The organism is Pantoea sp. Ae19-2, assembly GCF_059801205.1.
This window is the reverse complement of the sequence record NZ_JBCHWE010000001.1, coordinates 3,198,900-3,224,577: the sequence shown is the minus strand read 5'-3', so window position 1 is coordinate 3,224,577 and position 25,678 is coordinate 3,198,900. Positions and strand designations below refer to the sequence as shown.

The following is a 25,678-nucleotide window of genomic DNA, read 5'->3' as shown; positions in this document are numbered from 1 at the left end:
TTTCTCTCCATGCTAATTGAAGGCGTAAAAATTGCCACAAGCCCGCAGCGGTGTAAACGAGAGAGAGAAAGAATAGGTAACAGAATGCATAGCGGCGAGAGGGCTGGGGAAGGGCGGAGGCAAAACGAGAGGGCGCTAAGGGGCTGGCACGGTTTTATCTCTTCCTGTTTTCACTAAGTGCCGCCGGATAACATGGCTATCCGGCACGCACTTATATGACGTCACTCGTCGCGGGGCTGGGAACACCGGGCAGATCTTCCCAGGCCAGAATCGTATTTCGCCCCTGATTTTTTGCGACGTATAATGCGCGATCAGCATTGGCAACGGCCTGATCAAATTCATTGTCGTAAATCGGCGCAATACCTGCACTAATGGTGACATGCGTCGAAACGCGCTCATTAAACAAATGGGGAATTTCCAGATTCACCACATATTGGCGAATTCTTTCCGCCAGCTTCATAGCGATTGATGCATTGACGTTGGTCATTAATACTAAAAACTCTTCTCCGCCGTAACGTGTTACCACATCGCGTGAGCGTACCGCATCGCGAATGGCAACCGAAACGCGTGCCAGCGCCTGATCACCCATCGCATGACCATAATTATCGTTGTAAGCCTTAAAGTGGTCGATATCTAACAGCAACACATAATGACTGCCGACATGATTATCCAGAATGTTATCAAGGCGATTTTTCAGTCCGCGTCGGTTATATAAGCCTGTTAAGGGATCTAGCATACTGAGATCGCTGAATGACTCTTTTTCTTCATACAATTGATACATTAAGCGCAGCGTAAAGTCTTCCGAACGGCGTCGCATCAGATGTTGCAATGAAAAGCCAATCAAGGGTAAGGCAATCGTCAATAAAATCAACGGCAGATGTTGCCCGTGATCCAGCATGAGCACTGTTAACATGGAAGGTGTAATGTGCAGGCAAAACGCGACCAAATAATCGCTCAGTGCAATGGCGCTGATAAAAAAAACGCACAGCAGACTGACAATCAAAAAACCGCCATCGTCAATTAAAACAGAATGATAGCGATACTGAATATGCCATGCCCATAGCGCGCCCAGGATGAGCGCGACGGGATTTAACAGCGGTAATTTTAGTTTAGTTTTTATTAAACACGTGCTCAGCATGGTCAGGCTAAAGAACGCCACCATCATCACCGGCACGGTGATTTGTGTTTCATTATTTTCGGCCAAAGGGAGCAGACAAAATAGCGAAACGGATGCGTTTAAAAACAAAAAGAGCATCAACGAGAGGCGGTATTTGCTGTGTTTCAATTCATCATAAGATTCTATTTTCATTATTCATACTCGTGACGGCCCTGAAATAACAAAGCAAAAACCGGCGCAGGATTTCAGCCGGTCGACAGGCATTATATTGCTGTTATAAAAAGTGTAATCGGTTGCAATTTAACATTTTCTTGTTTAGCTGTCATCTTCCCGCCCGCCTGTAAAAAAACAAGCTGAAAGTTGAGAATTATTATCATATGCTAATGGGAATGGTTATCATATCGGATTGACTAAAACGGCTCACAGGTGGTCAGGGGGAAGGCAATGCGCGGTATCAAACTGGATAGTGCATGGGGAAGTATGCTGGCATGTGCGGCAATACCGGTAATAACAGCATGGCAGCCTACCTTTGAGCAGTGGCGCATCGTGATGTTAATCGCGTTATTGCTCACTCTGCTTATGTTGTTTAATCAGCGCATGCGGCACTATGTATTGCTGCCTTCCTGTCTCGCGCTGGCAGGCGGCATTGCGGCAACAGGCTTCAAATTCAGCGGGCTGTAGTCTGTCCGGGGAGTGAAACGGGTAACGCAAGGGAAAGGAAAATGCAGGGATAATAGAGTGGGAATGACAACGTTGGTGCGAAGAGAGGGACTTGAACCCTCACGTCCGTTAAGACACTAACACCTGAAGCTAGCGCGTCTACCAATTCCGCCACCTTCGCATACCCGCAATACGTTACCGTATTACAACCACGGAGGCGCATTTTAGAGATTTTACTCAATGCGTCAACACATATTTCGCCAGACGGAAACGATCGCTGCAAAAAGCAACGTTTTCAGCCTGGCGACGCGCTAAAACGGCGAAAAAGGCAGAGAAAATGTATTAACGGGCTTTGGCTCCGCGACCGTAAACCGCACGATAAACTTTAAAGCGGCCGGTTTGCGCCAGCACTTCGTGATTGCCAAAGGCTTCGTCCAGCACCTGGGGATAAGGCAGGAAGGCGTTCGCGACAATGCGCAGCTCTCCACCGCTGTTCAGGTGCTTAACGGCACCCCGGATCAGCGTTTGGGCGGCATCAAGGCTGGTCTGCGTGCCTTCATGGAACGGCGGGTTAGAGATAATCATGTCAAAGCGCCCGGTCACGTCGGAAAAGACGTTACTGGCAAAGACTTCGCCTTCCAGGCCGTTAGCGGACAGCGTGGCTTTACTGGCCTCGATGGCGGCGGCATGTACGTCACACAGCCACAGGCGCACTTTAGGTGAATGCGCCGGTAACGACGCGGCGATCACGCCTGCGCCGCAGCCGATATCCAACACTTTCCCTTTGGTGTGCGGCGTGAACGTGGATAGCAGTAATGCGCTGCCCGCATCCAGACCGTCGCGGCTGAATACGCCGGGTAACGTATGAACGGTCAGATCATCCAGCTGGTAGCTGTTACCAAAGGCCGAGGCATCAAAGGCAGGCTGCTTCTCCAGACGACCATGATAAAGACCACAGCGGCGTGCACTGTCGATTTTTTCCAGGGTCACCCACTGCTCCAGCATCCCTTCCGCACTGCGCACGCCGCTGCGGTTTTCACCTACCACAAAGACATCGCAGCCAACCGGCAGCAGAGACAGCAGATTTTGTAACTGGAATTGCACTTCCGGTTTGTTCTTGGTCCAGAAGTAAACCAGCGTATCGCAGCCCTGAACATCCTCTGCCTGAGCGACCAGTCCATAACGCGCCTGTTCCCCCATACGACGGCTCAGGTTTTGCCAGTGATGATATTGCTGAGTGTGCACGCGTGAAGAGGCGGTCTCAAGCTGTGCGGGCAGGTCATCCTGCAGATCGCCAGCAAATAAAACGTGGCGGGCGGTAAATTCATCACTGTGGCGCAGAATGACTTCGCTGGCCGGGGTAAAAGCAGACATGTAGGGCTCCTGTAAGATCTGAGCGGAGATTATAGTGGTTTGTTGGCGCATGTTCGATGGGTTTGCTAGCATAGCGTCGCATTCAGCGAGCAAAGCAGGTATATCATGACGTCCAGGCGCGACTGGCTTTTACAGCAAATGGGGATTACGCAGTATCAACTGCGCCGCCCGCGCGTGCTCCAGGGCGAGATCGCCGTACGGCTTTTGCCGGATACGCAGCTGATTATTGTGGCGGAGAATCCGCCAGGTTTGCAGGAACCCATCCTGCGTGATGTCCTGCACACGCTCAGTCTTAAACCGACGCAGGTGATGACTGTGACGCCTGACCAGCTGCAAATGCTGCCGGAAACGCTCAACTGCGCGGGCTGGCTATTGGGCGTTGAGAGCGAACAAACCTTTAATGGCGTTGCCTTAACCAGCGCTTCTTTTAATGAACTGCTTAGCAGCGGTGCCGCCCGGCGCGCGCTCTGGCAACAGATGTGTGAACATGACAGCCATTTCTTTCCTCACGCCTGACGCGATTCCTGAGGCCTTTGCTATTGAATGTCGCAGCCATGCATTCCCCTGGCGCGAAGAGACCTTTAACAGCAATCAGGGCGAACGTTTTCTGAATCTGCGGTTGGATGTCGATAACCAGATGGCCGCCTTCGCGATCACCCAGGTGGTTCTGGATGAAGCGTCGCTGTTTAATATTGCTGTCGACCCGGCTTATCAGCGGCGCGGCCTTGGCCGGGCGCTGCTGCAGCATTTAATCGATCAACTTATTGCGCGCGATGTCATGACATTGTGGCTGGAGGTGCGTGCGTCAAATGCACCCGCTATCGCGCTGTACGAACAGCTGGATTTCAACCAGGTCAGCCGCCGTCCCCACTATTATCCCACCGCCAGCGGCCGTGAAGATGCACTGATCATGGCGCTCACGCTGTAGCCGTTTCTGAGGAGTTTTGATGTTAGATAACTGGGATTGCATCCTGTTTGATGCGGATGACACGCTGTTTCACTTTGACTCGTTTGCCGGCCTGCAACGTCTGTTTGCCGGATACGATGTGCAGTTCACCGACCAGGATTTTGCGGATTACCAGGCGGTCAACAAGCCACTCTGGGTGGAGTATCAAAATGGCCAGCTGTCTGCACTGGAGCTCCAGACCCGCCGTTTTGTCGGCTGGGGGCAGAAACTCAGCGTGGCACCGGCGATCCTTAACGATGGCTTTTTGTCAGCCATGGCCGAAATTTGTCTGCCGCTCGAGGGTGCAGTCAGCCTGATGACGCTGCTGCACGGCCGCGTCAAAATGGGCATCATCACCAACGGCTTTACCGCGCTGCAGCAGCGTCGTCTGGAGCGTACCGGCTTTCTCGAGTACTTCTCTGCACTGGTGGTGTCAGAAGAAGTGGGCGTGCCTAAACCTGACGCCAGGATTTTTGACTATGCGCTCGAACAGATGGGACATCCGCAACGCGATCGCGTGTTGATGGTTGGCGATACGCCAGAATCAGACATCCTCGGCGGCATGAATGCGGGCGTTAAAACCTGCTGGATCGACCACGGCTCGCGCCCGTTGCCCGAATCGATCAAACCGGACTGGCGGGTGAATACGTTATCCGAGCTGGAAGCGCTGCTAAAAGGCTGATCCTGGCGCGTCACGCGGATCTGGAAAGGAAAAGGCCCTTAAGACGGGCCTTTTTTCATCGAGTGGGTTGGTGAGGCATGAGAGCAATGTCTGGCAGGCGGTAAAGTAAACCGCGCCGGGCCGTCGCGTCAGACCGAGGGGTTTGCGGTATCGTCCTTTTTCTCGTCCTCATCATCATCCTCTTTCACAGGCGTACTGGCCGTGAGCAGGAACGGAGACTGCTGCCAGCGCGTGCGGCGGTCACGCAGTAATGTACGGCTGAGGATGATGCCAATCGCCAGCGCCAGCAGCATCATCAGGCGCAGAATATTCGTGGTGTTATCCACCTGACGCGATTCGGTGACCAGCACGTGCGTATCCAGCGTCACCCGCAGAAACCCTGCGGGGCCGTTGCCGCCGGTGAGCGGTTGAACGATTTGGTGATTGAAGTAGCTTCCCGCGCGTTTGCCATCCAGTGCCAGCCGATCGCGCACGTTAATATTTTCGCCGCTGTGCGCCACCAGGCTGCCATCGCCTGCATAGACGGACGCATCCAGAATACGGCTGTTTTCGGTCATCTGATTAATAATGGCTTCAATCTGACTGCGGTTGTCTTCGCTGTTATCCATCAGGGGCTTAAGACTGAACGCCACCTGGCGGGTCAGCGTTTGAGCCAGCTCTTCTGCCTGTTCAGAACGCGCCATCTGATGGCCAAGGCTAAACCAGGATGCGCCTTGCATAAGCACCACTAACAGCGCCAGCGAAATCAAAACGATCACCGTGCGATGTAAGCGAAATTTCAGTGCGGTTTTAGCCATTAATTATCCGAATCACGTTACGACAGAAAGCCTGGATATTATGTTGCCAGAAGCAGCGCAGACAAGGTAGCCTCTTGCGTGGTTTTGTTGTTCCTACAGGAGCCCTGATGTCAAATCATCTTACCTGGTGCGATCTGCCTGCTGATGTCTCTCTCTGGCCGGGGTTGCCCCTTTCACTCAGCGGTGACGAAGTCATGCCGCTGGACTATCGTGCGGGTCGAACCGGCTGGTTACTCTATGGTCGCGGCCTGGATAAACAGCGTTTGACCGATTATCAGCACCAGCTTGGCGCCGCGATGGTGATCGTCAGTGCCTGGAACGTAGACGACTACCAGGTGATTCGTCTGGCAGGTTCCCTGACGCCGTTTGCCAGCAAACTGGCGCACGATCTGGCGCTGGATGTGGCACCGCTCGGGAAAATCCCGCATCTGAAAACGCCGGGCCTGCTTGTCATGGACATGGACTCCACCGCGATCCAAATCGAATGTATCGACGAGATAGCCAGACTGGCGGGCTGCGGCGAGCAGGTGGCAGAGGTCACCGAGCGGGCGATGCGCGGCGAGCTGGATTTTACCGCCAGCCTGCGCCAGCGCGTGGGCAAGCTGAAAGATGCCGACGCCAATATTCTTAAACAGGTGCGCGATGAGCTGCCGTTAATGCCAGGCTTAACCACGCTGACCAAAAAATTGCAGGCGTTGGGCTGGCAGGTGGCTATCGCCTCTGGCGGCTTTACCTATTTTGCGGAGTTCCTGCGCGACAAGCTGCATCTGTCGGCCATCGCGGCTAACGAACTGGAAATCCGCGACGGTAAACTCACGGGTGAAGTGCTGGGCCAGATTGTGGATGCCCAGTACAAAGCCGAGACGTTAAAAAAACTGGCGAAGCGGTTCGGGATTGCGCCAGAACAAACCGTCGCCGTGGGTGACGGGGCGAATGATTTGCCGATGATCAAAGCCTCGGCGCTGGGCATTGCTTACCACGCCAAACCGAAGGTCAATGAGCAAACGGCCGTCACCATTCGCCATGCCGATTTAATGGGCGTGTTTTGCATCCTGACCGGAAGCCTGATTCACGAAGAGCGTTAACTGAGGAGTTGTTTTGGCCAAAGCGGCAAAACGCGCATTTGTTTGTAACGAGTGTGGCGCAGATTATCCGCGCTGGCAGGGCCAATGCAGCGCCTGTCACGCCTGGAACACCATTACCGAGGTACGGATTGCCGCCTCACCCGCTGCAGCGCGCAATGAGCGCCTCAGCGGTTATGCGGGCAGTGCCGGGACCAGTCGGGTGCAAAAGCTGTCCGAAATCAGCCTGGAAGCCTTGCCCCGTTTCTCGACCAGCTTTAAAGAATTTGACCGTGTGCTGGGCGGTGGCGTGGTGCCCGGCAGTGCCATTCTGATTGGTGGTAATCCCGGGGCCGGTAAATCCACTTTGTTGCTGCAGGTCATGTGCCGCTTAGCGCAGAACATGAAAACGCTGTATGTCACCGGCGAAGAATCCTTACAGCAGGTGGCAATGCGCGCCCATCGGCTGGGTTTGCCGACTGAAAACCTGAACATGCTGTCGGAAACCAGCATCGAACAGATCTGCCTGATCGCCGAGCAGGAAGCGCCGCAAATCATGGTCATCGACTCCATCCAGGTGATGCACATGGCCGATATCCAGTCTTCACCCGGCAGCGTCGCCCAGGTGCGCGAAACCGCCGCTTATCTGACGCGCTTTGCCAAAACCCGCGGCGTGGCGATTATCATGGTGGGCCATGTCACCAAAGACGGATCGCTGGCCGGGCCGAAGGTCCTTGAGCACTGTATCGACTGTTCGGTGCTGCTGGATGGCGATGCCGATTCGCGCTTCCGCACCTTGCGCAGCCATAAAAACCGTTTTGGTGCCGTGAATGAACTGGGGGTTTTTGCCATGACGGAGCAGGGCATGCGTGAGGTGAGCAATCCTTCCGCCATTTTCCTGTCGCGCGGTGAAGAGATTACGTCGGGCAGTTCGGTCATGGTGCTGTGGGAAGGAACCCGGCCATTGCTGGTCGAGATTCAGGCGCTGGTGGACCATTCGATGATGGGGAATCCCCGTCGTGTTGCCGTCGGGCTTGAACAAAACCGCCTGGCGATTCTGCTGGCGGTACTGCATCGTCACGGTGGATTGCAAATGGCGGATCAGGATGTGTTCGTCAACGTCGTGGGCGGCGTGAAAGTCACAGAAACCAGCGCCGACCTGGCGCTGATGCTGTCAATGGTTTCCAGCCTGCGCGATCGCCCCTTGCCGCAGGATCTGGTTATCTTTGGCGAAGTCGGGCTGGCCGGCGAAATTCGCCCGGTGCCCAGCGGCCAGGAACGGATTTCAGAAGCGGCTAAACATGGCTTCAAACGGGCGATTGTGCCTGCCGGTAACGCGCCGAAAAAGCCGATTGAGGGCATGCGCGTCTACAGCGCGAAAAAGTTGGCGGATGCGCTGGCGATTCTCGATGACCTTTAAGCTTTCCCCAATGCCCTTTTGCCGTTGTGCAAAAGGGCCGGTGAGGGACAACTGTCCTCACGTCGTTGATCATTTTTTGCAGGAGGCACCACATGTCGGCGTTTGATTATTTAAAAACGGCCATTCGCCAGCAGGGCCACACGCTACAACAGGTGGCCGATGCCAGTGGCATGACCAAAGGGTACTTAAGCCAACTGCTTAACGCGAAAATTAAAAGCCCCAGTGCACAAAAGCTGGAAGCCCTGCACCGTTTTCTCGGTCTGGAGTTTCCACGTCGCGACAAAAAAATTGGGGTGATATTTGGTAAGTTTTATCCGCTACATACCGGCCATATCTATCTGATCCAGCGTGCCTGTAGTCAGGTCGATGAGCTGCATATCATTATGGGCTACGACGAGCCGCGCGATCTGAGCCTGTTTGAAAACAGCGCCATGTCGCAGCAGCCTACCGTTAGCGATCGTCTGCGTTGGTTACTGCAAACCTTCAAGTACCAGAAAAATATTCGCATTCATGCCTTCGATGAAGAGGGCATTGAACCCTATCCACACGGCTGGGATGTGTGGAGTGCAGGGGTGAAAACCTTCCTGGACGAGCAGGGGATTGCCGCAGACTGCATCTATACCAGTGAAGCACCCGATGCCGAAATGTATCAACAGCACCTGGGCATTGAGACGATACTGATCGATCCAAAACGATCGTTTATGAATATCAGCGGCGCGCAGATTCGTCAGGATCCCTTCCGCTTCTGGGAGTATATTCCCACCGAAGTGAAGCCTTTCTTTGTACGCACCGTGGCCATTCTGGGCGGTGAGTCGAGCGGAAAGTCGATGCTGGTGAACAAGCTGGCGAACATCTTTAATACGTCCAGTGCGTGGGAATATGGCCGTGACTATGTTTTTTCCCATCTGGGCGGCGATGAGATGGCACTGCAGTATTCTGACTACGATAAGATCGCGCTGGGCCATGCACAGTACATCGATTTTGCGGTGAAATATGCCAATAAAGTGGCGTTTATCGATACCGACTTTGTCACCACCCAGGCCTTTTGCAAAAAGTATGAGGGACGCGAGCATCCTTTTGTTCAGGCAATGATTGATGAGTATCGCTTTGACCTGGTCATTTTGCTGGAGAATAACGTGCCCTGGGTGGCGGACGGATTGCGCAGCCTGGGCAGCTCTGTCGATCGCCGTGAGTTCCAGAGCATGCTGATCTCGATGCTGGGTGAAAACCACATCGATTTCGTTCATGTGCAGGAAGAAGACTACGATACGCGTTTCCTGCGCTGTATTGAACTGGTGAAAGGAATGCTGGGCGAACAGGGCCCGCTCTAAGGCTTTTACCTTCATACCGGGGCGGGGAAGAAACAAGACGTCGCCCCTTTAATGGCTATTTTTTATTCATATTATTTGCGCCCTCTCTAACCTGAACATGAGAAATAATGGCTCGTGAAAAACCACGTGCAGCCAAATAACGCGCGTAACATTAGAAAACAAAAAAAGAGATTTTGAATTCTCAGGTAACATTATTACGTATTTAAAAACTGATATTATTTCATTTCTTCTGTGTGTTGCTGTTAAATGTAAGTTCAATATTTTTAACTGGTTTATATTGAGGGAATGTTCTTAAGATAGAAATAATGATATACCCGGATGTAATAAGATGAAAAAGATTAGTATTGGTAGCGATGTGGTTTTTTATCCTGGGAAAAGGGAAATTATTAGTCATGATCAGACGGTGAAGTTGCACTCATCGGCCTCCTATTGTTTTGAATTGCTGATCGCGCGCCAGGGCGAAATTGTCGATCATGAAGCATTTTATCAATATGCCTGGCGCCGGTTCGGTATGGAAGTCAGTGCCAATGCCTTATATCAAAGTATTTCCCTGATCAGAAAAGCGCTGCTGGCATGCGATATCCGCCAGGACGTGATCAGAACAATTCCGCGTCGCGGCTTTATGCTTTCAAACGCAATCCTCATTGAGGAATCGACGACTGCGCCTGAAAAGCGTATTTCTGATGAGGAAGCAGTGGCTGGTAAATGTGACCAGGAAGAAGAACAGCGCATTCCGCTCTTACCTTCGGCCAGTGAAGATGAGGTTTCGCCAAATACGACGCAGCCCGTTATTCAGGATGATGAGAATATTTCAGAAAACCTCATTAATGACATGCCGCATTCTGAACCAAAATCAAAAAAACCGATCGGCGATCCTGAATCTGCTATATTAACACTCAGAAAAAGCGCAAATCGCTATGCGATTTCCCCCCGTCATCTGTTTGTGACAGGGCTGACGGGGTTGACGATACTGATTTGTGGTTTTGCCATCATGGTCTTTTCACTTTACCGCCAGGAAATGGATTTTGTTAAACGCTTTGATATGAATGGATGCGAAATATATGGCAATGAAAAAGCGGATAACAGTCTGGTGGCACGAGTCGCTGTCGATATTAAAATCGGTTGTACGGCGCGACGAAAAATTTTTATTACAGCGTTCACCAATGGTGAACGAATTTCAGTTTTACAGTGTAAAAATACCCTTTCACTTTTCGGCTCCCCGGACTGTGTTTCGTATTATTATATAAGGAGTCAGTGGTGAAGTTAACCTTTCTGTTGGCTGTAATCGTGATGACAGCAGCAGGCATTGTCGTATTTATGTTTCGACAGGATTCTGTCCATTGTATAGCAAACATTAATTACATCAGAGGCGGTGAGACATTTTCAGTGATCGCCTCTCACGATATGCGAAACGGTCAGGGTATTATTGCGATTACGGGCCGACTCACCGATAGCGCGCATAAGGTTATCAGCCTGAGTAAAATTATCCGTTTTACTTATCAGCGTGAGGGTAATCTGTATCTTGCGCGATCAACATTAATAGAACCCTCACCGGATAACCAAATGTCTTTAGAGGAGCAACAAAAGTGGCTGCCGGCATTTTTCATTAGCGTCGGGGCGACATTTCCGTTTGTCATTAAAAGGACAGGCCTGCAGACGTGGGTATTCTATTCTGGGCCGGTACCGCTTTACCTTTGCGAAAAGTGATGTCGTCAATGTGGCGTTCGCTGTCGTCGCGCGCACGGCCTGGCCTGTTGTTATCTTATGAAATGTCTCTTTTTAGCAACACAGGGTTAACATTATCATATTGAATTTAAATATATTTTTTGTTTTCTAAAGCCTTCTTCACATAAGGTCAGAACACTTCACACACAGTTTCTCTCCCATGCCCCTTATGATTCTCGCCGCCAATGAGCATGTTTATTAATCAGAATCACAAGAGGGAACCAATGAAAGCCAGGTCTTTATCACTCGGCATGACAATTGCCTTATGCGGTGCAAGTTTTATTTCTTTTAATGCTTTTTCCGCATCACAAAATACCATTCGCTTTCAGGGCGAGGTCAATGCACAAACCTGTAACGTTAATGTCAATGATGCAACCGGTAGCCCGATTATTCTGCTGCCAACGGTTTCCACTACCGCGCTGAGTACGGCAAAATCAACCGCCGGAAAAACGCCTTTTACCATTAACTTAACCGGTTGTGTTGCACCGGCATCAGGATCAACGCAGGCAATTAATATTAATCTGGTCGGCAACAACATTTCATCGACTGGTGATTTACTGAATACCGGAACAGCGAAAAACGTGGCACTGCGTTTGCTGGATAGTAGTGATAAAGCGATCGATTTATCTGGCGGTGCGGCGACGGTCAGCGGCATGACGCTGGCGAGCGGAAGTACCAGCGCATCGCAAAATTTTTCGGTCGAATATTACAGCGACTCTGGAAGCGCTGGTGCAGGTACAGTTTTGAGTAGCGTCCAATATTCTGTCAGCTATCCATAACTATCAGGCCCTCTTTATTTAAGAGGGCAGGAGAAACCTGTGTTTAAATCTAGCGTTATTTTGTTGCTGATGCTGTCAGCCACTCTGTGTCAGGCGAGTGTGGTACTAAACGGCACCCGGATAATTATTGATGGTTCGAAAAATGAAAAGACCATCCAGTTTACTAACGCAGGCGATCAGCCTGCGCTTATTCAAATTCAGGCAGTGAATCCTGATGCAAATTCAACGCCGCCCTTTGTGGCGCTGCCGCAAATTTTTCGTATAGCACCGGTCGCCGGTCAAACGGTGAAAGTCAACGTCACTGAAAAAAATTTGCCGCAGGACAGAGAGTCGCTGTTTTATCTGGACTACACGGAGCTCCCCTCTGTTAAAAAGGGCGATGAAGATAAAAATAAACTTTATCTGGTTATCAAGAACAGGGTGAAAGTCATCGTTCGTCCCGAGGATCTCGATTTCTCTGTGGATAAAGTCAGACAGGCGCTTTCCTGGCGTATCGAGGGGCACACAATCCTCCTTAAAAATGCGTCTCCCTTTTACGCCAATATTCGCTCGTTTGTCCTGGTAAAAGGTAATCACACGCTTCCCTGGGACGATGCCGTCACGCTGGCACCTTTTAGTGAACAGCGCATTACGCTGAAAAGCCATTCACCCCTCTCTGGATATGCGCTTAATGCCGTCCTGATTAATGATTTTGGCGCCGACGAAAAAATCAACGTAAACGAAAAATAGCAGAAATGAATAAAGCCACATTATTGTTATTCTTCGCTTCAAGCCTGATTGCAGCCTGGGCAAGTCAGGCGGCTGATGCGCAAAATGACTATACGTTTGATCCTGCTTTAATCCGTGAAATGATGCCGGGACAGGTTGCGATGCCCGTTGATTCACAGGATGCCTGGTTTCAGCCTGGCCGTTACGATGTCGATCTTTACCTCAATGGTAAGTTCCAGCAATCCACGGCTCTGCAAATCGTGCGCGCCGAGAGGCCGCTCTCCGTGTGTCTTACCTCGCCGTTTTATCGGGCGTTTGGCGTCAAAACCCCTTATCTGTCAGCCCTGAAGGCGGAAGACTGCGCACGGCCTGAGGCGTTTTTGCCCGGCGCGACCGTCAACGTGAATACGGCAAGCTTACGCGTGGATGTGACCATTCCTCAGGCGATGCTGGTCCAGCGGCCCGTAGGCTATATCGCGCCCGAAAACCTGACGGCGGGCGATACCATGGCATTCGTGAATTACAACCTTAACCAGTTTTATTCCGATTATAAAAATGCGCAGCGTTTTGAATCCACCTATCTGGGCATTAACAGTGGTATGAACGTCGGGATGTGGCGTTTCCGTCAGCAGGGGAATTTCACCCATGACGAGTTCGGCAATCGCTGGCAAAGCGCCCGGGCCTGGGTGCAACGTGCGCTGCCCACTTTACGAAGTGAGGCGGGGATAGGGGAACTTTTCAGTAACGGTGACTTATTTACTGCTGTCAGTTTTAACGGCGTCAGTCTGGACTCTGACGATCGTATGCTGCCGGATTCTGTTCGGGGTTATGCCCCGGTGGTGCGCGGCGTGGCAAGCAGTAATGCACGGGTAACAATCTGGCAGGGCAAGCAGCGGATATACCAGACAACCGTGCCGCCGGGTCCGTTTATCATCAATGACCTGAGTCCGGTGAGCTATGGCGGCGATCTCAGCGTTGAGGTTCAGGAGTCTGACGGCAGCCTTCATCGATTTAGCGTGCCTTATGCGGTGTTACCGCAGTCGCTGCGTCCTGGCCGGACGGACTACAACTTTGCTGCCGGTAAAGTCAGGGATTACAGTAAAGACAACGCCTTTACCGAATTAACCGTTAAGCACGGACTGACCAACGCCATCACCCTTAATGGCGGCGTACGGCTGGGCCAACGCTATCATGCTTTGCTGGCCGGCGGCGTCTGGGCCTCTGACATCGGCGCAGTGGGATTTAACAGCGCGTATTCTGAAGCCGATCTGAACGGCGGTGAGTCGACCCAGGGATGGCGTTACGCACTGAGTTACAGTCGAACCTTTCAGCCTACCAATACCACACTGACCTTTGCCGGATACCAGTATTCCACTCAGGGTTACCGGGATCTTAACGACGTGATTGCACTGAATAATGCAGAAACGCCAGGCCGCAACCTTATCAACAGCGAATATATGCAGCGTAACCGCCTGCAAATGACCCTTAATCAAACGCTGGGGCAGTGGGGCAATGTCTATCTCTCTGGCTCGAAGCAAAATTACTATGATGGACGGTCCCGGACGACGCAGTTTCAGGTCGGCTATGGCACGGTGCTGCCCAAAAATATCGCGCTGAATATTTCGCTCTCCCGCCAGTATTCGCGCAGAGCCTACTCAACCGATCCGCGCATGGCGGTGATGGCCCAGCATGCAGACGATACCTTTTATAAAGATACCCAGTTGCAGGTCAGCCTCTCTGTGCCGTTGGGCTCGGACGCCACCTCACCCTATCTGGCTCTGGGCGGCACGCGGGGAAGCCAGAACGGCAGTAACTACAACGCGTCGCTCAGCGGACTGAGCGGCGAGAGCGGCACCAGCTATAGCGTAAATGTGAATCGCGATCAGCAGCAACGTGATACGACGTTAAGTGGCAGCCTGGGCAAAAAGTTTTCAGAAGCCAGCGTGACCGGTACCGCATCGACCTCTTCGCGGTTTAACCAGATGTCCGTTAACGCGATGGGCGCAGCAGTGATCCACAGCGGCGGCGTGACGTTGGGCAATTATCTCGGCGACACCTTCGCCCTTGTCGAAGCGAAAGGCGCCAGGAACGCCCACGTTCTCAACAGCCAGGGTACCGAGATCGACCGCTTCGGCTATGCCCTGGTGCCGTCGCTTAACCCCTATCACTACAACCGGATTTCGTTGGGAGCCGGCGGCAGCGATAGCCATGTTGAGATACAGGACAGCGAGAAAATCGTCGCGCCCTATGCCGGTGCGATGGTGAAGGTGTCGTTCAGAACCTTACGCGGTTATCCGCTCATGTTAAAGACCCGCACCAATCGCGATAACACGGTGCCGATGGGCGCAGATCTGCTGGACGCGTCGGGCAATCGGGTGGGGACATTTGGTCAGGGCGGCAATGCCTGGTTGCGGGTGGCTAAAACTCAGGGGCAACTGAAGGCCGTCTGGGGAGAGGGCGCACAGTCATCCTGTTTAATTGATTACCGCATCCCGAAACCCAAGCCCGACGCGGTGATCACCTACGCGGATGCCGTCTGTCGTTTTTAGAATCTGAGGTATAAATGATGAAGCGCATTTTAGCGGTAATAACAGTATTTTTTTGGACGGTGTGGCTCCCGGCTCACGCGACCTGCACGCGTATACAGCCGGTCGATCAAGGCTGTGATGCCTGTGGTGCGCCCCTGAATTTCGGCAATATCGGGTTAATGAATCTTCGCTATCAGCCCGCCGGCACCGTGCTGGCCCGTTCGGTGTTTCGGGTGGTGCCGTCTGTGGCTAACAATAATCCCGATCGCGTGTTGTACGAGTGTGACCTTGCTGATAAAGACCAACTGTTTGAAGTCTTCGCCACCAACGGTGACAGCAACGTTGGCGGTGCCTGGGACATGGGGAACAACTATTTCCAGACCTATTTTCCTTTTACCGCATTAAAGCTGGTTCACGTGCGCAGTGGTAAGCCTTTTACCCGTATCTGGCAAAAAGTGCCGCTCACGCAGTATGAGATAGACGGGAACAAAATCAAGATCAGGGGGCGCGATTTCAGCCCCATCAGCGCGGAGCTCATTCGTACCGACAGCAACAACCGCACGCCCGGTTACGCGTCATGGGGCTGCCCCTGGGCGGCAGCCGATAATTATACCGGCGCATACAGTTGTAATCAGCCCAATGGCTATGTGGTGTTTATGGGGCCGGGGATGAATGTGCCCGAAGCGGGTCAGGACAGCTGGAACCATTTTGAAACCTGGGGTTCCGGACGTTATATGGCCTTTGGGATGAATACCGCGCCGGTCGCCACCCTGACGCAAAATATGACCCAGGGCTGCCGGGTAGAAAATTATACCGCAAACGTCATTTTCCCCGGCATCAGCATTAATGGGCTTAATGAAGGCCAGAGCGTGACGGCACCGCTCAGCATTACGCTGGCCTGTGCCGACGGGACAGACAAGATTTCCGGTATTCATTCAGGTCAGCTGTCACTGGGCTTCCAGCCAAGTTACGCGGCTTGGCTGCAGGCCGAGCAACTGAGTTTGACGACGGCAGGCGGTATCTCGCGCTACCTGGTGTCCGATCGCTATGACAGCGATCCTTCACTGGCAAAAGGCGTCGGCATTCAGTTACAGACGTCCAGTGGTCAGCCTGTCTCCTTTTTGAGCTGGAGCAGCTTCAGCAGTAATGCGGGCTGGCGGCCGGTACTGGAAGACGCGCAGGTTATCAGCGGTGGCCAGCAGAGTGACGAAAAGCTGTACCAGCGTACGTTCAGTGCCCGTCTTGCAAAGATTCCCGGTCAAACAGTGACGGCGGGCCGTGTTGATGCGACCGCATCCATCCTTATTCGGCTGCAATAACATGAAAACGTTTTTTTGGTTAGTTATGTCTATCGCGATTCATGCCCATGCCGCAGTGATTCCACAGCAAAGCCGGCTCATCTTTCATCCTGGCGAGGTACAAATTCCGTTGCTGTTGGTCAACAGTGGTGACGCGCCTGTACTGATCCAGACCTGGATAGACGGCGGTTCACCGGAACGATCACCCGGCAGTAAAGCCTTTCCCTTTGTTGCACTTCCCGGCGTTTTTACGCTGAATAAAGAGGAAAAAAAGCAGATTGCGGTTCTGCGCACCGAGCTGGCCGCACAGCTGCCAAAGGATCGGGAATCCCTTTACTGGCTCAATCTTTACGAGATCAGCGCAGTGAAAAAAAGCACGCTACGGGCGGACAACGACAAGATCAGCATGGCGCTGAACACTCAGCTTAAAGTGATTAACCGGCCGTTCACGGACATTACGCCCTTTGCGGCACGGGTAAACGCGGTCACCTTTCAGGTAAGAAAAAAGCAGGGACAGTTTTTTATTCAGGCCATGAATCATAGCCGTTACTTTTTTACGCCGGGAAAAATGACGGTGACGGCAGGGGGGAAACGTTATCCCGTTTATCTGGACGGGGATAAAACGCTGGCACCTTTCACCCATAAAGCGTATCCCCTCATGGGTGATGCGCCGCCTTTAGCCACAGGTGAGGGCAGCCTTAACTTTACCGCGCTGGACGATCAGGGGAATCCTCAGGTTTTCACGGCAACGCTGAGCCAGGCTTCGGTTTCCCCGTAAAATAACCGTACGCGGGTGCCCGTATTGTCTGGCACCCGCGAGTGATCAGTAAACCATGACAACCTTGCCGCGCATATGGCCTTCCAGCACGCGCTGGTGAGCGGTCTCAAGCGTTTCCACACTCAGGCCATGAAGCGTTTCGTTGAGTGTACTTTGCAGCTTGCCTTCGTCCAGCAGGCTGGCGACGGTATTGAGGATTTCACCCTGCTGCGCCATGTCCGGCGTGTTGTACATGCTGCGCGTATACATGAACTCAAAATGCAGTGCGGCGCTTTTTAACTTCAGTTGATCCATCGACAGCGGATGTTCATTCTCGACGATGGTGCAGATATGGCCCTGAGGGGCGATGAGCTGGCTCATGGTTTCCCAATGGCCGTCGGTGTCGTTAAGGCAGAAAATATAATCGACCTGTTTGATACCGTGCTTTTCCAGCTCCCCAACCATGTCTTTGTAGTTAATGACAAGGTCTGCCCCGCGATCGCGGCACCACTGGGCGGAATCTTCCCGTGAGGCGGTGGCAATCACTTTGGCTTTGCTGCGCATTTTTGCCAGCGGAATGGCCAGCGAACCGACGCCGCCAGCGCCGCCCACGACAAGCAGTGTTTGATCTTCACGTGCGGCGGCCATATCCAGCCGTTCAAACAGGCCTTCCCATGCGGTCAGCGCCGTCAGGGGAATAGCGGCAGATGCCGCCCAGTCGAGGGTTTTCGGTTTGTGGCCGGTGATGCGTGAATCGACCAACTGCTCCGTACTGTTGCTGCCCGGGCGGGTAATATCGCCCGCGTAGTAAACCTCATCGCCTGGCTTAAAGCCGCTGACTTTGCTGCCGGTTTCCAGTACCACACCGCTGGCATCCCAGCCAAGAATACGCGGCACCTGTAAACCATTTTTGATCGCCCCTTTGTGGACTTTGGTATCCACCGGGTTGACCGAGGCGGCTTTCACCTGGACGCGCAGGTCATATTCGCCAGGCGTGAGGGTTTCTGGAAAAATTTCGACGAAGTTTTTTGGGTTTTCGGGATCGACAGCAATCGCGCGAACAGACATGGTTTATCTCCTGTAGTGTTTTCTCAAGTGTAGAACCCTGAGGCGATACTGATAAGATGGACAATCGTTATTAGCGTGTTCGTCTGAGGTGAACAATGGCGTTTCGTCAGTGGCAGGATATGGCGCTGTTTGCGTTAGTGGCAGAGTGTGGCAGTTTTACCGCCGCGGCAGAACGGGCGGGCTTACCCAAATCCAGCGTCAGTCAGCGCATCAGCCAGCTTGAACAGCGGCTGGGCATTCGCCTGTTAAACCGCACCACGCGTCAGTTAAACCTGACGTTTGCGGGCGAACGCTACCTGCTGCATTGCCAGGAGATGATGCAGGCCAGCGAACGTGCTGAGCAGGCTATTGCCAGTCTGCGGGAAAATCCCAGCGGTCGCCTGCGCATTACCAGCCCGGCAGGTATTGGCGCAACCTTACTGGCCCGCTGCAACGCCGCGTTTTTACGGCGCTATCCGGATGTGACGCTGGATATTTCCATTTCGGATGATATCCGCGATCTGGTGCAGGACGGTTTTGATCTGGCCTTGCGCACCGGCCAGCCGCAGGAGTCGTCTCTGATTGGTCGGCGCGTTGGCTACTGCCAGCGCTCGCTGGTGGCCGCGCAAGCCTATCTCGATCAGCATCCTTCGGTGACCCATCCTCAGCAGTTGGCCGCGCACCGTTGCATTGCGCACCGGGCCTGGAACGAGTGGGTGCTAAAACGGCACGATCAGTATCACCGTTGGCTGCTCCCGCCTGCACACCTCACCGACAATTTACTGTATGCACGCGAATCTGCGTTGGGCAGTGCCGGTATTACGCTTCTGCCGCGCTTTTTAATCGACGGAGACATGCATGATGCGCGCCTGGTGCAGGTCTTGCCGGAATGGGAAATGGAGGGGAATGAACTGTGGCTGGTGTATCCCAGCCGAAAACTGAACTCGCCTGCGCTGATGAAGTACATTGAATTTGCGTTGCAGTCGCCGGTGTTTCGCGAATTCTACCACTGAAGAAAAGAGAAGGGCGGCATCGCTGCCGCCCCTGTGTTACTTAATAATACGCTTGTACTTAATACGCTTCGGCTCCAGCGCATCCGCGCCCAGCGTGCGTTTCTTGTACTCTTCGTATTCGGTAAAGTTACCTTCGAAGAACTCGATCTTGCCTTCATCCTGGTAATCCAGAATGTGGGTCGCGATACGGTCAAGGAACCAACGGTCATGCGAGATCACCATGGCGCAGCCAGGGAACTCAAGCAGGGCGTTTTCCAGCGCGCGCAGGGTTTCAATGTCCAGGTCGTTGGTTGGCTCATCGAGCAGCAGCATGTTGCCGCCAACCTGCAGCAGTTTTGCCAGATGCAGACGACCACGCTCACCACCGGACAGCTCGCCGACACGTTTGCCCTGATCCACGCCTTTAAAGTTAAAGCGTCCGACATAGGCACGGCTTGGCATTTCAGTGTTGCCGATGCGCATAATGTCCTGACCGCCGGAGACTTCTTCCCATACGGTTTTGGCATTATCCATGCTGTCACGGAACTGATCGACAGAAGCCAGCTTCACGGTTTCACCCAGCACAATCTCGCCGGAGTCCGGCTGTTCCTGACCGGACATCATGCGGAACAGCGTTGATTTACCGGCGCCGTTCGGGCCGATGATGCCGACGATGGCGCCTTTCGGTACGGAGAACGACAGGCCGTCAATCAGAACGCGGTCACCGTAGGATTTACGCAGGTTGCTGACTTCCAGCACTTTGTCACCCAGGCGGGCACCCGGCGGAATAAACAGCTCGTTGGTTTCGTTACGTTTCTGGTAGTCGGTGTTGTTCAGTTCTTCAAAGCGAGCCAGACGGGCTTTGCCTTTAGACTGCTGGCCTTTTGGCCCTTTACGTACCCACTCCAGCTCTTTCTCGATGGATTTACGACGTGCGGCTTCGGAAGAGGCTTCCTGTGCCAGACGGGCATCTTTCTGCTCCAGCCATGAGGAGTAGTTACCTTCCCACGGAATACCTTCGCCGCGGTCCAGTTCCAGAATCCAGCCAGCAACGTTATCCAGGAAGTAGCGGTCGTGCGTAATCGCTACCACGGTCCCTTCGAAGTCGTGCAGGAAGCGCTCCAGCCAGGCGACAGATTCGGCATCCAGGTGGTTTGTCGGTTCGTCCAGCAGCAGCATGTCGGGCTTTTCCAACAGCAGGCGGCACAGCGCGACACGGCGACGTTCACCACCAGACAGGTTTGCGACTTTTGCGTCCCAGTCCGGCAGGCGCAGGGCATCGGCGGCGCGTTCCAGCTGCGTGTTCAGGTTATGACCATCATGTGCCTGAATGATCTCTTCCAGACGTCCCTGCTCGGCAGCCAGCTTATCGAAATCCGCATCTTCTTCAGCGTATAAGGCATAAACCTCATCAAGACGTTTCAGCGCACCAACCACTTCGGACAAGGCTTCTTCAACGGACTCGCGCACGGTGTGCTCAAGGTTAAGCTGCGGTTCCTGTGGCAGGTAGCCGATTTTAATACCGGGCTGTGGGCGAGCTTCACCTTCAATATCTTTATCAATACCGGCCATGATGCGCAGCAGCGTAGATTTACCCGCACCGTTCAGGCCGAGTACACCAATTTTCGCGCCGGGGAAAAAGCTAAGGGAGATGTTCTTGAGAATATGTCGCTTGGGCGGAACTACTTTGCCGACGCGATGCATGCTATAGACGAATTGAGCCACGTTGTATTGAGCCTCTGGGTCTGTTTGTCGTTTGGATGATGTCGAAGTTTAGCCTTTTTCGCCGCCTATTCACAGCCGATGCGCCGGGATAATTCCGCGCAGTCGCACAGTCGGGCGTAACTGTTTGATTTGTGTCCGCTGTCAGACGGAGCAGCAAACGGCCGCCTTAGCGCAGCGCGTCTGCTGTCCGCGACGAGAATTTAGCAACAGCCTGTTGCCGCCGCGTGACAGAAAAGCGTCAGGGAAGGCGGACGGGAATGTGCTGTTGGGTTAACCACTCACGCAGGGCGGGTTCGGGCGCGCTGTCGCTGACAAGTAAATCAAAGCGGGCGAGCTCGCCAATGCGCGCGGGCAGCACTTTGCCATATTTGCTGCTGTCGGCAACCAAAATACGTTGGCGGGCGCGCAGCATGGCATGGTGTTTCATCGGCAGCTCGTTGAGGTTGTAGCAGGTCGCTCCCTGATCCCGATCTACGCCAGCCGCAGAGATAAACGCCAGGCTGGGACACAGGTCATCCAGAATGGAATGGCCGCCGACGGGCGTGAATAAGGCATTGTCTGCATGAAATTCCCCGCCGCTCAGGATCACGTTGCAGGCGGGTTTTTCTTTCAGCGCGAGAAAGGTATTCATGGCACAGCAGATGGCGGTAAAGGGCAGCTCATCCGGAATCGCATCCACGACATAGGGCAGGGTGGTGCCGCAGTCGAAAAACACCGTGTCGTTTTCACTAATCAGGCTGGCTGCTGCCTGAGCGAGCCGCTGTTTGCGGGCCGCATTTTGGCCATGCTGATCGGAGATGAAATAGTGTCCGGCGTGGTTTCGGGGATCGCTCACAATATAACCGCCCAGCAATACCACGCTCGATGTCGGTTCACTTAAGTCCCGACGCACGGTCATTTCGGAGACGTCCAGCAGCTGTGCGGCATCTTTCAGATGTAATTTATCGGTGCGCTTAAGTGCCAGAGCCAGTTTGCGAATGCGTTCGTCGCGGCGGGTTTCCATTGTCATTTCTGAACCTGTATTCCTTGAAGAAAACGTCATACGTCAGTGCCTGTCACATTGTTATCGCGCAATTAAATTTACCTGAAATCGCCGTGGTTTTATTGAGGCTGTGACAAATTTCAAAAAATATAAGGTGTTGCGTGCTCACCGGTTAAGATTTTTCATCTTACCCGCAATGTTATTACCCCGCAAACCTGCACTAAAGCTAAGAATAACGCGCCGTTCAGGCAGCTGGCCTTGTTATAATAGTAACATCTTGAGGGCGAAAAATCCGATAAATTGCGGAATCCTGTCACATTAAATGTGAAATTTATCACATATTAAACGCCAGTGAATTGGTAGTGTTATTTTTATAACATTTTAGCTGTTCATTACCGGGGGAAAAATGGATATCGCCGTTATTGGTTCAAATATGGTGGATTTAATCACCTATACCAACAGCTTTCCTAAAGCTGGAGAGACGCTTGAGGCACCCGATTTTGCGATTGGCTGTGGGGGAAAAGGGGCCAATCAGGCTGTGGCGGCAGCAAAACTGGGTGGCGAGGTGATGCTGGTCAGTAAAGTCGGCGATGACCTGTTTGCGCCCACCACGTTGGCTAATTTGCAACAGCAGGGCGTGGATACGCGTTATGTCACAACCGAAAAAGGGGTTTCCAGCGGCGTGGCCCCCATTTTTGTTGATGATCAGTCGCAAAACCGCATTTTAATTATCAAAGGCGCGAATCAGCACCTCAAGCCGGCGGATATTGATGCTGCGGGTGATGCGTTGAAACGCTGTCGGTTGATCATTCTTCAGCTCGAAATTCCGCTGGAAACGGTGTACTACGCTATCGATTTTGCCCGTCAGCATGATATTCGCGTCATCCTCAACCCTGCGCCCGCCGTGGCAGACCTGGATATCCGCTATGCCTGCCAGTGCGACTTTTTTATGCCCAATGAGACGGAGCTGGAAATTCTTACCGGGATGCCGGTGGGGACGGATGATGACGTCAGGCTGGCCGGTGCGTCCTTGCTGAAACGTGGCCTGAAAAACCTGATCGTTACGCTGGGCAGTCGCGGATCGTTGTGGATGACCGGAGAGACACAGCACCAGGTTGCGCCTGTGCCGGTTAAGGCAGTGGATACCAGCGGTGCCGGTGATGCGTTTATCGGCTGCTTCGCTCATGAACTGGTGAAAACGGGCGATATTCCTGCGGCGATGGCCAAAGCCTCCGCCTACGCGGCCTGTAGCGTGACGGCGCGCGGCACACAACGTTCTTATCCTGATACAGCGGAATTTCAGCGCTTTCTTGACTTTCAGTGAGGTACAGCCATGCACCAGAACATTGTTCAGCAAAATGACGGTTATCTAAATAAGACTCCGCTGTTCCAGTTCATTCTGCTTTCCTGCCTGTTCCCCTTGTGGGGCTGTGCGGCAAGCCTGAATGACATTCTGATTACGCAGTTTAAAAGCGTTTTTGCCCTGAGCGATTTTGCCAGCGCCCTGGTGCAGAGCGCCTTTTACGGCGGCTATTTTCTGATTGCGATTCCTGCCTCGCTGGTGATCCGTAAAACCAGTTACAAGCTGGCTATATTAGCCGGTCTGGCGTTGTACATCCTGGGCTGCCTGCTGTTTTATCCCGCCTCGCATATGGCAACCTACACCATGTTTCTGGCGGCGATTTTTGCCATTGCCATTGGGTTAAGCTTTCTGGAGACGGCGGCGAACACCTACAGCTCAATGATCGGACAGCGTCAGCATGCCACGCTGCGTCTTAACATCAGTCAGACGTTCTATCCGGTGGGGGCGCTGATGGGCATTGTGCTGGGAAAATATCTGGTGTTTCAGGATGGAGAAAGCCTGGAAACGCAAATGGCAAACATGACGGCGGCGCAGGCGCATGCTTTCCGCCTGTCCATGCTGGAACATACCCTGGAACCCTATAAATATCTGGTGATGGTGCTGGTGGTTGTCATGCTGCTGTTTGTGTTCACCCGCTATCCACGCTGCAAGCCGCAAAGCCACGAAAAATCGTTGCCAACGCTGGGGGAAACCTTTCGCTATCTGGCTAAAAATCGCCATTTTAAACGCGGTATTCTGGCGCAGTTTTTGTACGTCGGTATGCAGGTGGCGGTGTGGTCCTTTACCATCCGTCTGGCGCTTACGTTGGGAGCGGCCAATGAGCGCGAGGCATCCAGCTTTATGATTTACAGCTTTATCTGTTTCTTTATTGGCAAGTTTGTCGCCAACATTTTAATGACGCGTTTCCGGCCAGAGAAAGTGCTTATCGCCTTTTCACTCCTTGGCATCGCAACGCTGGGCTACGTGATGCTGGTGCCCAATTTCACAGCAGTCTACGCCGCGGTGTTTGTCAGCGTGCTGTTTGGCCCGTGCTGGGCGACGATCTATGCCGGGACGCTCGCGACCGTTGACAGTAAATACACCGAAGTCGCGGGAGCATTTATTGTGATGTCCATTGTGGGTGCGGCCTTTGTGCCCGCGCTGCAGGGCTTTGTTTCCGATCACCTGGGATCGATGCAGCTGGCATTCGGCGTATCGCTGCTGTGTTTCGCATGGGTTGGGTTCTATTTTTGGGGCGAGCTGCGCCACAAAAAGCAGCCTCGCCTTAGCGGAAACCTGGCGGAGGAGGGGCGATGAAAACCCGTTTACCGCTTTGTCGCGAACAGTTCACCTACACGCCTTGCCTGCTGCTGGAGAGCGAGGACTTCAGCGTCGAGCTGTTTCGTTATCCTGCGGGCATTGAAGCCATTCGCATTCACAACCGACGGGGCACGGTAATTGTGTTGCCGTTTCTGGGCCAGATGGTGTGGGACGTGAATTTTGACGGCCGCGCATTAACCATGGGACATCGCTTTAAACAGCCGCTGCCGGGTGATTCGATTATCGATACCTATGGCTGCTTTGCCTTTCACTCTGGCCTGCTGGCGAATGGCTGCCCTGCAGCGGAAGACACGCACGCGCTGCACGGCGAAATGGCCTGCGCACGCATGGATACAGCATGGATTGTGCTGGAGGGCGACAGACTTTCGGTGGAGGGCGAAACCGAATACATCAAGGGGTTTGGTCACCACTATCGGGCGGCTCCGGCGGTAAGATTAGGGGCCAGTCAGGCACGACTGGTGCTGGAGATGAGCGTCACCAACCTGGCTGGCGCGCCGATGCCGTTGCAGTACATGTGCCACATCAACAGCGCGTGGGTGGCGCAGGGGCAGTTCAGGCAGACGATACCGGATGAGGCATTTCAGCTGCGCCGCTCCCTACCGGCACATGTGCGGCCCACGCCGCAATGGACCGCTTTTACCGCTTCCCTTGCCAGCGATCCCGCAGCTTTACGCCGGTTGGATCAACCCGAGATGTACGATCCAGAGATTGTCTTCTTTGCCGATCGTCTGGCGCAGTACGGTGAGAACGTTCAGTTTGAACTCCATTCTCCGGACGGTTACGCCCTGATGACCCGCTTTTCTACTGCGCAGTTCCCACATGCCACGCGCTGGATACTGCATAACGCGGATCAACAGGTTGCTGCCTATGTGCTGCCTGCCACCTGCCGTCCCGAAGGCTTTGCTGCGGCAACGCGCGCCGGAACGTTAATCGTGCTGATGCCCGGCGAGCAGCGCCATTTTCAGGTCGAAACCGGTCTGCTGTAAAACCCGTAAGGCGACGCTTCAGGGTCGCAACCTTACCGGGTGAAACAGGCTGTTGTTACCGCATCGTCTTTTTCCCCAGG

The 25,678-nt window shown here is 53.4% G+C and carries 24 protein-coding genes and 1 tRNA gene; 18 read left to right on the top strand and 7 right to left on the bottom strand.

Annotated elements, in window-relative coordinates:
• Positions 1–211 precede the first annotated feature (211 nt).
• Positions 212–1,309: a GGDEF domain-containing protein gene (locus AAIE03_RS14895; RefSeq protein WP_013024506.1), complete on the bottom strand. Its 1,098-nt coding sequence runs from the start codon at positions 1,307–1,309 to the stop codon at positions 212–214.
• Between the two features lie 252 nt (positions 1,310–1,561).
• Between AAIE03_RS14895 and AAIE03_RS14890 the strand changes: the two genes are divergently transcribed.
• Positions 1,562–1,798, top strand: a complete 237-nt coding sequence (locus AAIE03_RS14890) for a DUF1435 family protein (RefSeq protein ID WP_014606649.1) — start codon at positions 1,562–1,564, stop codon at positions 1,796–1,798.
• A gap of 73 nt (positions 1,799–1,871) precedes the next feature.
• On the opposite strand, the gene AAIE03_RS14885 is transcribed toward AAIE03_RS14890, so the two are convergent.
• Both AAIE03_RS14885 and rsmC read right to left on the bottom strand, forming a co-directional pair.
• Positions 1,872–1,958, bottom strand: a tRNA-Leu gene (locus tag AAIE03_RS14885).
• A gap of 161 nt (positions 1,959–2,119) precedes the next feature.
• Positions 2,120–3,151, bottom strand: a complete 1,032-nt coding sequence (gene rsmC, locus AAIE03_RS14880; protein ID WP_019106889.1) for a 16S rRNA (guanine(1207)-N(2))-methyltransferase RsmC — start codon at positions 3,149–3,151, stop codon at positions 2,120–2,122.
• A gap of 105 nt (positions 3,152–3,256) precedes the next feature.
• Between rsmC and AAIE03_RS14875 the strand changes: the two genes are divergently transcribed.
• From AAIE03_RS14875 to yjjG, 3 genes are read left to right on the top strand one after another with little or no spacing between them, the layout of a single operon-like run.
• Positions 3,257–3,667 carry a DNA polymerase III subunit psi gene (locus AAIE03_RS14875; protein WP_013024509.1) on the top strand — a complete coding sequence of 137 codons (411 nt, stop codon included), beginning with the start codon at positions 3,257–3,259 and terminating at the stop codon, positions 3,665–3,667.
• Positions 3,639–4,079, top strand: coding sequence for a ribosomal protein S18-alanine N-acetyltransferase (gene rimI / locus AAIE03_RS14870; protein ID WP_014606647.1), 441 nt, complete (start codon positions 3,639–3,641; stop codon positions 4,077–4,079). The genes AAIE03_RS14875 and rimI overlap by 29 nt, the downstream gene beginning before the upstream one ends.
• 19 nt (positions 4,080–4,098) lie before the next feature.
• On the top strand, positions 4,099–4,779 hold the full coding sequence (gene yjjG, locus AAIE03_RS14865; RefSeq protein WP_014606646.1) for a pyrimidine 5'-nucleotidase: 681 nt from the start codon (positions 4,099–4,101) through the stop codon (positions 4,777–4,779).
• Between the two features lie 128 nt (positions 4,780–4,907).
• Here the strand turns inward: yjjG and AAIE03_RS14860 are convergent, their stop codons facing one another.
• The gene (locus AAIE03_RS14860) at positions 4,908–5,576 is read right to left on the bottom strand and encodes a YtjB family periplasmic protein (protein ID WP_013024512.1); all 669 of its coding nucleotides are present in this window, start codon (positions 5,574–5,576) and stop codon (positions 4,908–4,910) included.
• Positions 5,577–5,683: 107 nt separating this feature from the next.
• On the opposite strand from AAIE03_RS14860, the gene serB reads away from it, so the two are divergent.
• From serB to AAIE03_RS14810, 10 genes are all read left to right on the top strand, one after another.
• Positions 5,684–6,661 (top strand): phosphoserine phosphatase, encoded by a 978-nt coding sequence (gene serB, locus AAIE03_RS14855; protein WP_014595282.1) that lies wholly within the window; start codon positions 5,684–5,686, stop codon positions 6,659–6,661.
• Positions 6,662–6,674: 13 nt separating this feature from the next.
• Complete coding sequence (radA, locus tag AAIE03_RS14850) at positions 6,675–8,057, top strand: DNA repair protein RadA (RefSeq protein WP_013024514.1); 1,383 nt, start codon at positions 6,675–6,677, stop codon at positions 8,055–8,057.
• Positions 8,058–8,149: 92 nt separating this feature from the next.
• Complete coding sequence (gene nadR, locus AAIE03_RS14845) at positions 8,150–9,388, top strand: multifunctional transcriptional regulator/nicotinamide-nucleotide adenylyltransferase/ribosylnicotinamide kinase NadR (protein ID WP_014595284.1); 1,239 nt, start codon at positions 8,150–8,152, stop codon at positions 9,386–9,388.
• Between the two features lie 328 nt (positions 9,389–9,716).
• Positions 9,717–10,649: a winged helix-turn-helix domain-containing protein gene (locus AAIE03_RS14840; protein ID WP_105083185.1), complete on the top strand. Its 933-nt coding sequence runs from the start codon at positions 9,717–9,719 to the stop codon at positions 10,647–10,649.
• Positions 10,646–11,095, top strand: coding sequence for a YqeJ family protein (locus AAIE03_RS14835; RefSeq protein ID WP_022622279.1), 450 nt, complete (start codon positions 10,646–10,648; stop codon positions 11,093–11,095). The genes AAIE03_RS14840 and AAIE03_RS14835 overlap by 4 nt, the downstream gene beginning before the upstream one ends.
• 209 nt (positions 11,096–11,304) lie before the next feature.
• A complete protein-coding gene (locus tag AAIE03_RS14830; RefSeq protein ID WP_231963267.1) occupies positions 11,305–11,892 on the top strand; it encodes a fimbrial protein in 588 nt (195 codons plus the stop codon).
• A 39-nt stretch (positions 11,893–11,931) separates the two neighbouring features.
• A complete protein-coding gene (locus AAIE03_RS14825) occupies positions 11,932–12,621 on the top strand; it encodes a fimbrial biogenesis chaperone (RefSeq protein WP_498563063.1) in 690 nt (229 codons plus the stop codon).
• Between the two features lie 5 nt (positions 12,622–12,626).
• Positions 12,627–15,149 (top strand): fimbria/pilus outer membrane usher protein, encoded by a 2,523-nt coding sequence (locus tag AAIE03_RS14820; RefSeq protein WP_498563062.1) that lies wholly within the window; start codon positions 12,627–12,629, stop codon positions 15,147–15,149.
• 14 nt (positions 15,150–15,163) lie between these two features.
• A complete protein-coding gene (locus AAIE03_RS14815; RefSeq protein ID WP_029568439.1) occupies positions 15,164–16,447 on the top strand; it encodes a fimbrial protein in 1,284 nt (427 codons plus the stop codon).
• A 1-nt stretch (position 16,448) separates the two neighbouring features.
• Positions 16,449–17,204, top strand: a complete 756-nt coding sequence (locus tag AAIE03_RS14810) for a fimbrial biogenesis chaperone (RefSeq protein WP_181135333.1) — start codon at positions 16,449–16,451, stop codon at positions 17,202–17,204.
• A gap of 45 nt (positions 17,205–17,249) precedes the next feature.
• On the opposite strand, the gene AAIE03_RS14805 is transcribed toward AAIE03_RS14810, so the two are convergent.
• Positions 17,250–18,251 (bottom strand): zinc-binding alcohol dehydrogenase family protein, encoded by a 1,002-nt coding sequence (locus tag AAIE03_RS14805; protein ID WP_014606636.1) that lies wholly within the window; start codon positions 18,249–18,251, stop codon positions 17,250–17,252.
• Between the two features lie 95 nt (positions 18,252–18,346).
• On the opposite strand from AAIE03_RS14805, the gene AAIE03_RS14800 reads away from it, so the two are divergent.
• The gene (locus tag AAIE03_RS14800) at positions 18,347–19,243 is read left to right on the top strand and encodes a LysR family transcriptional regulator (protein WP_105083188.1); all 897 of its coding nucleotides are present in this window, start codon (positions 18,347–18,349) and stop codon (positions 19,241–19,243) included.
• Positions 19,244–19,279: 36 nt separating this feature from the next.
• Here the strand turns inward: AAIE03_RS14800 and ettA are convergent, their stop codons facing one another.
• Both ettA and deoR read right to left on the bottom strand, forming a co-directional pair.
• On the bottom strand, positions 19,280–20,947 hold the full coding sequence (ettA, locus tag AAIE03_RS14795) for an energy-dependent translational throttle protein EttA (protein ID WP_013024525.1): 1,668 nt from the start codon (positions 20,945–20,947) through the stop codon (positions 19,280–19,282).
• A gap of 238 nt (positions 20,948–21,185) precedes the next feature.
• Positions 21,186–21,950 carry a DNA-binding transcriptional repressor DeoR gene (deoR, locus tag AAIE03_RS14790; RefSeq protein WP_024472311.1) on the bottom strand — a complete coding sequence of 255 codons (765 nt, stop codon included), beginning with the start codon at positions 21,948–21,950 and terminating at the stop codon, positions 21,186–21,188.
• Between the two features lie 385 nt (positions 21,951–22,335).
• Between deoR and rbsK the strand changes: the two genes are divergently transcribed.
• The 3 genes from rbsK to AAIE03_RS14775 are packed head-to-tail and all read left to right on the top strand — an operon-like array spanning position 22,336 to position 25,598.
• Positions 22,336–23,253: a ribokinase gene (rbsK, locus tag AAIE03_RS14785; RefSeq protein WP_072138550.1), complete on the top strand. Its 918-nt coding sequence runs from the start codon at positions 22,336–22,338 to the stop codon at positions 23,251–23,253.
• A gap of 9 nt (positions 23,254–23,262) precedes the next feature.
• A complete protein-coding gene (gene fucP, locus AAIE03_RS14780) occupies positions 23,263–24,588 on the top strand; it encodes an L-fucose:H+ symporter permease (RefSeq protein WP_105080485.1) in 1,326 nt (441 codons plus the stop codon).
• Complete coding sequence (locus tag AAIE03_RS14775) at positions 24,585–25,598, top strand: aldose 1-epimerase family protein (protein ID WP_282844642.1); 1,014 nt, start codon at positions 24,585–24,587, stop codon at positions 25,596–25,598. The genes fucP and AAIE03_RS14775 overlap by 4 nt, the downstream gene beginning before the upstream one ends.
• The last annotated feature ends 80 nt before the right edge of the window (positions 25,599–25,678 follow it).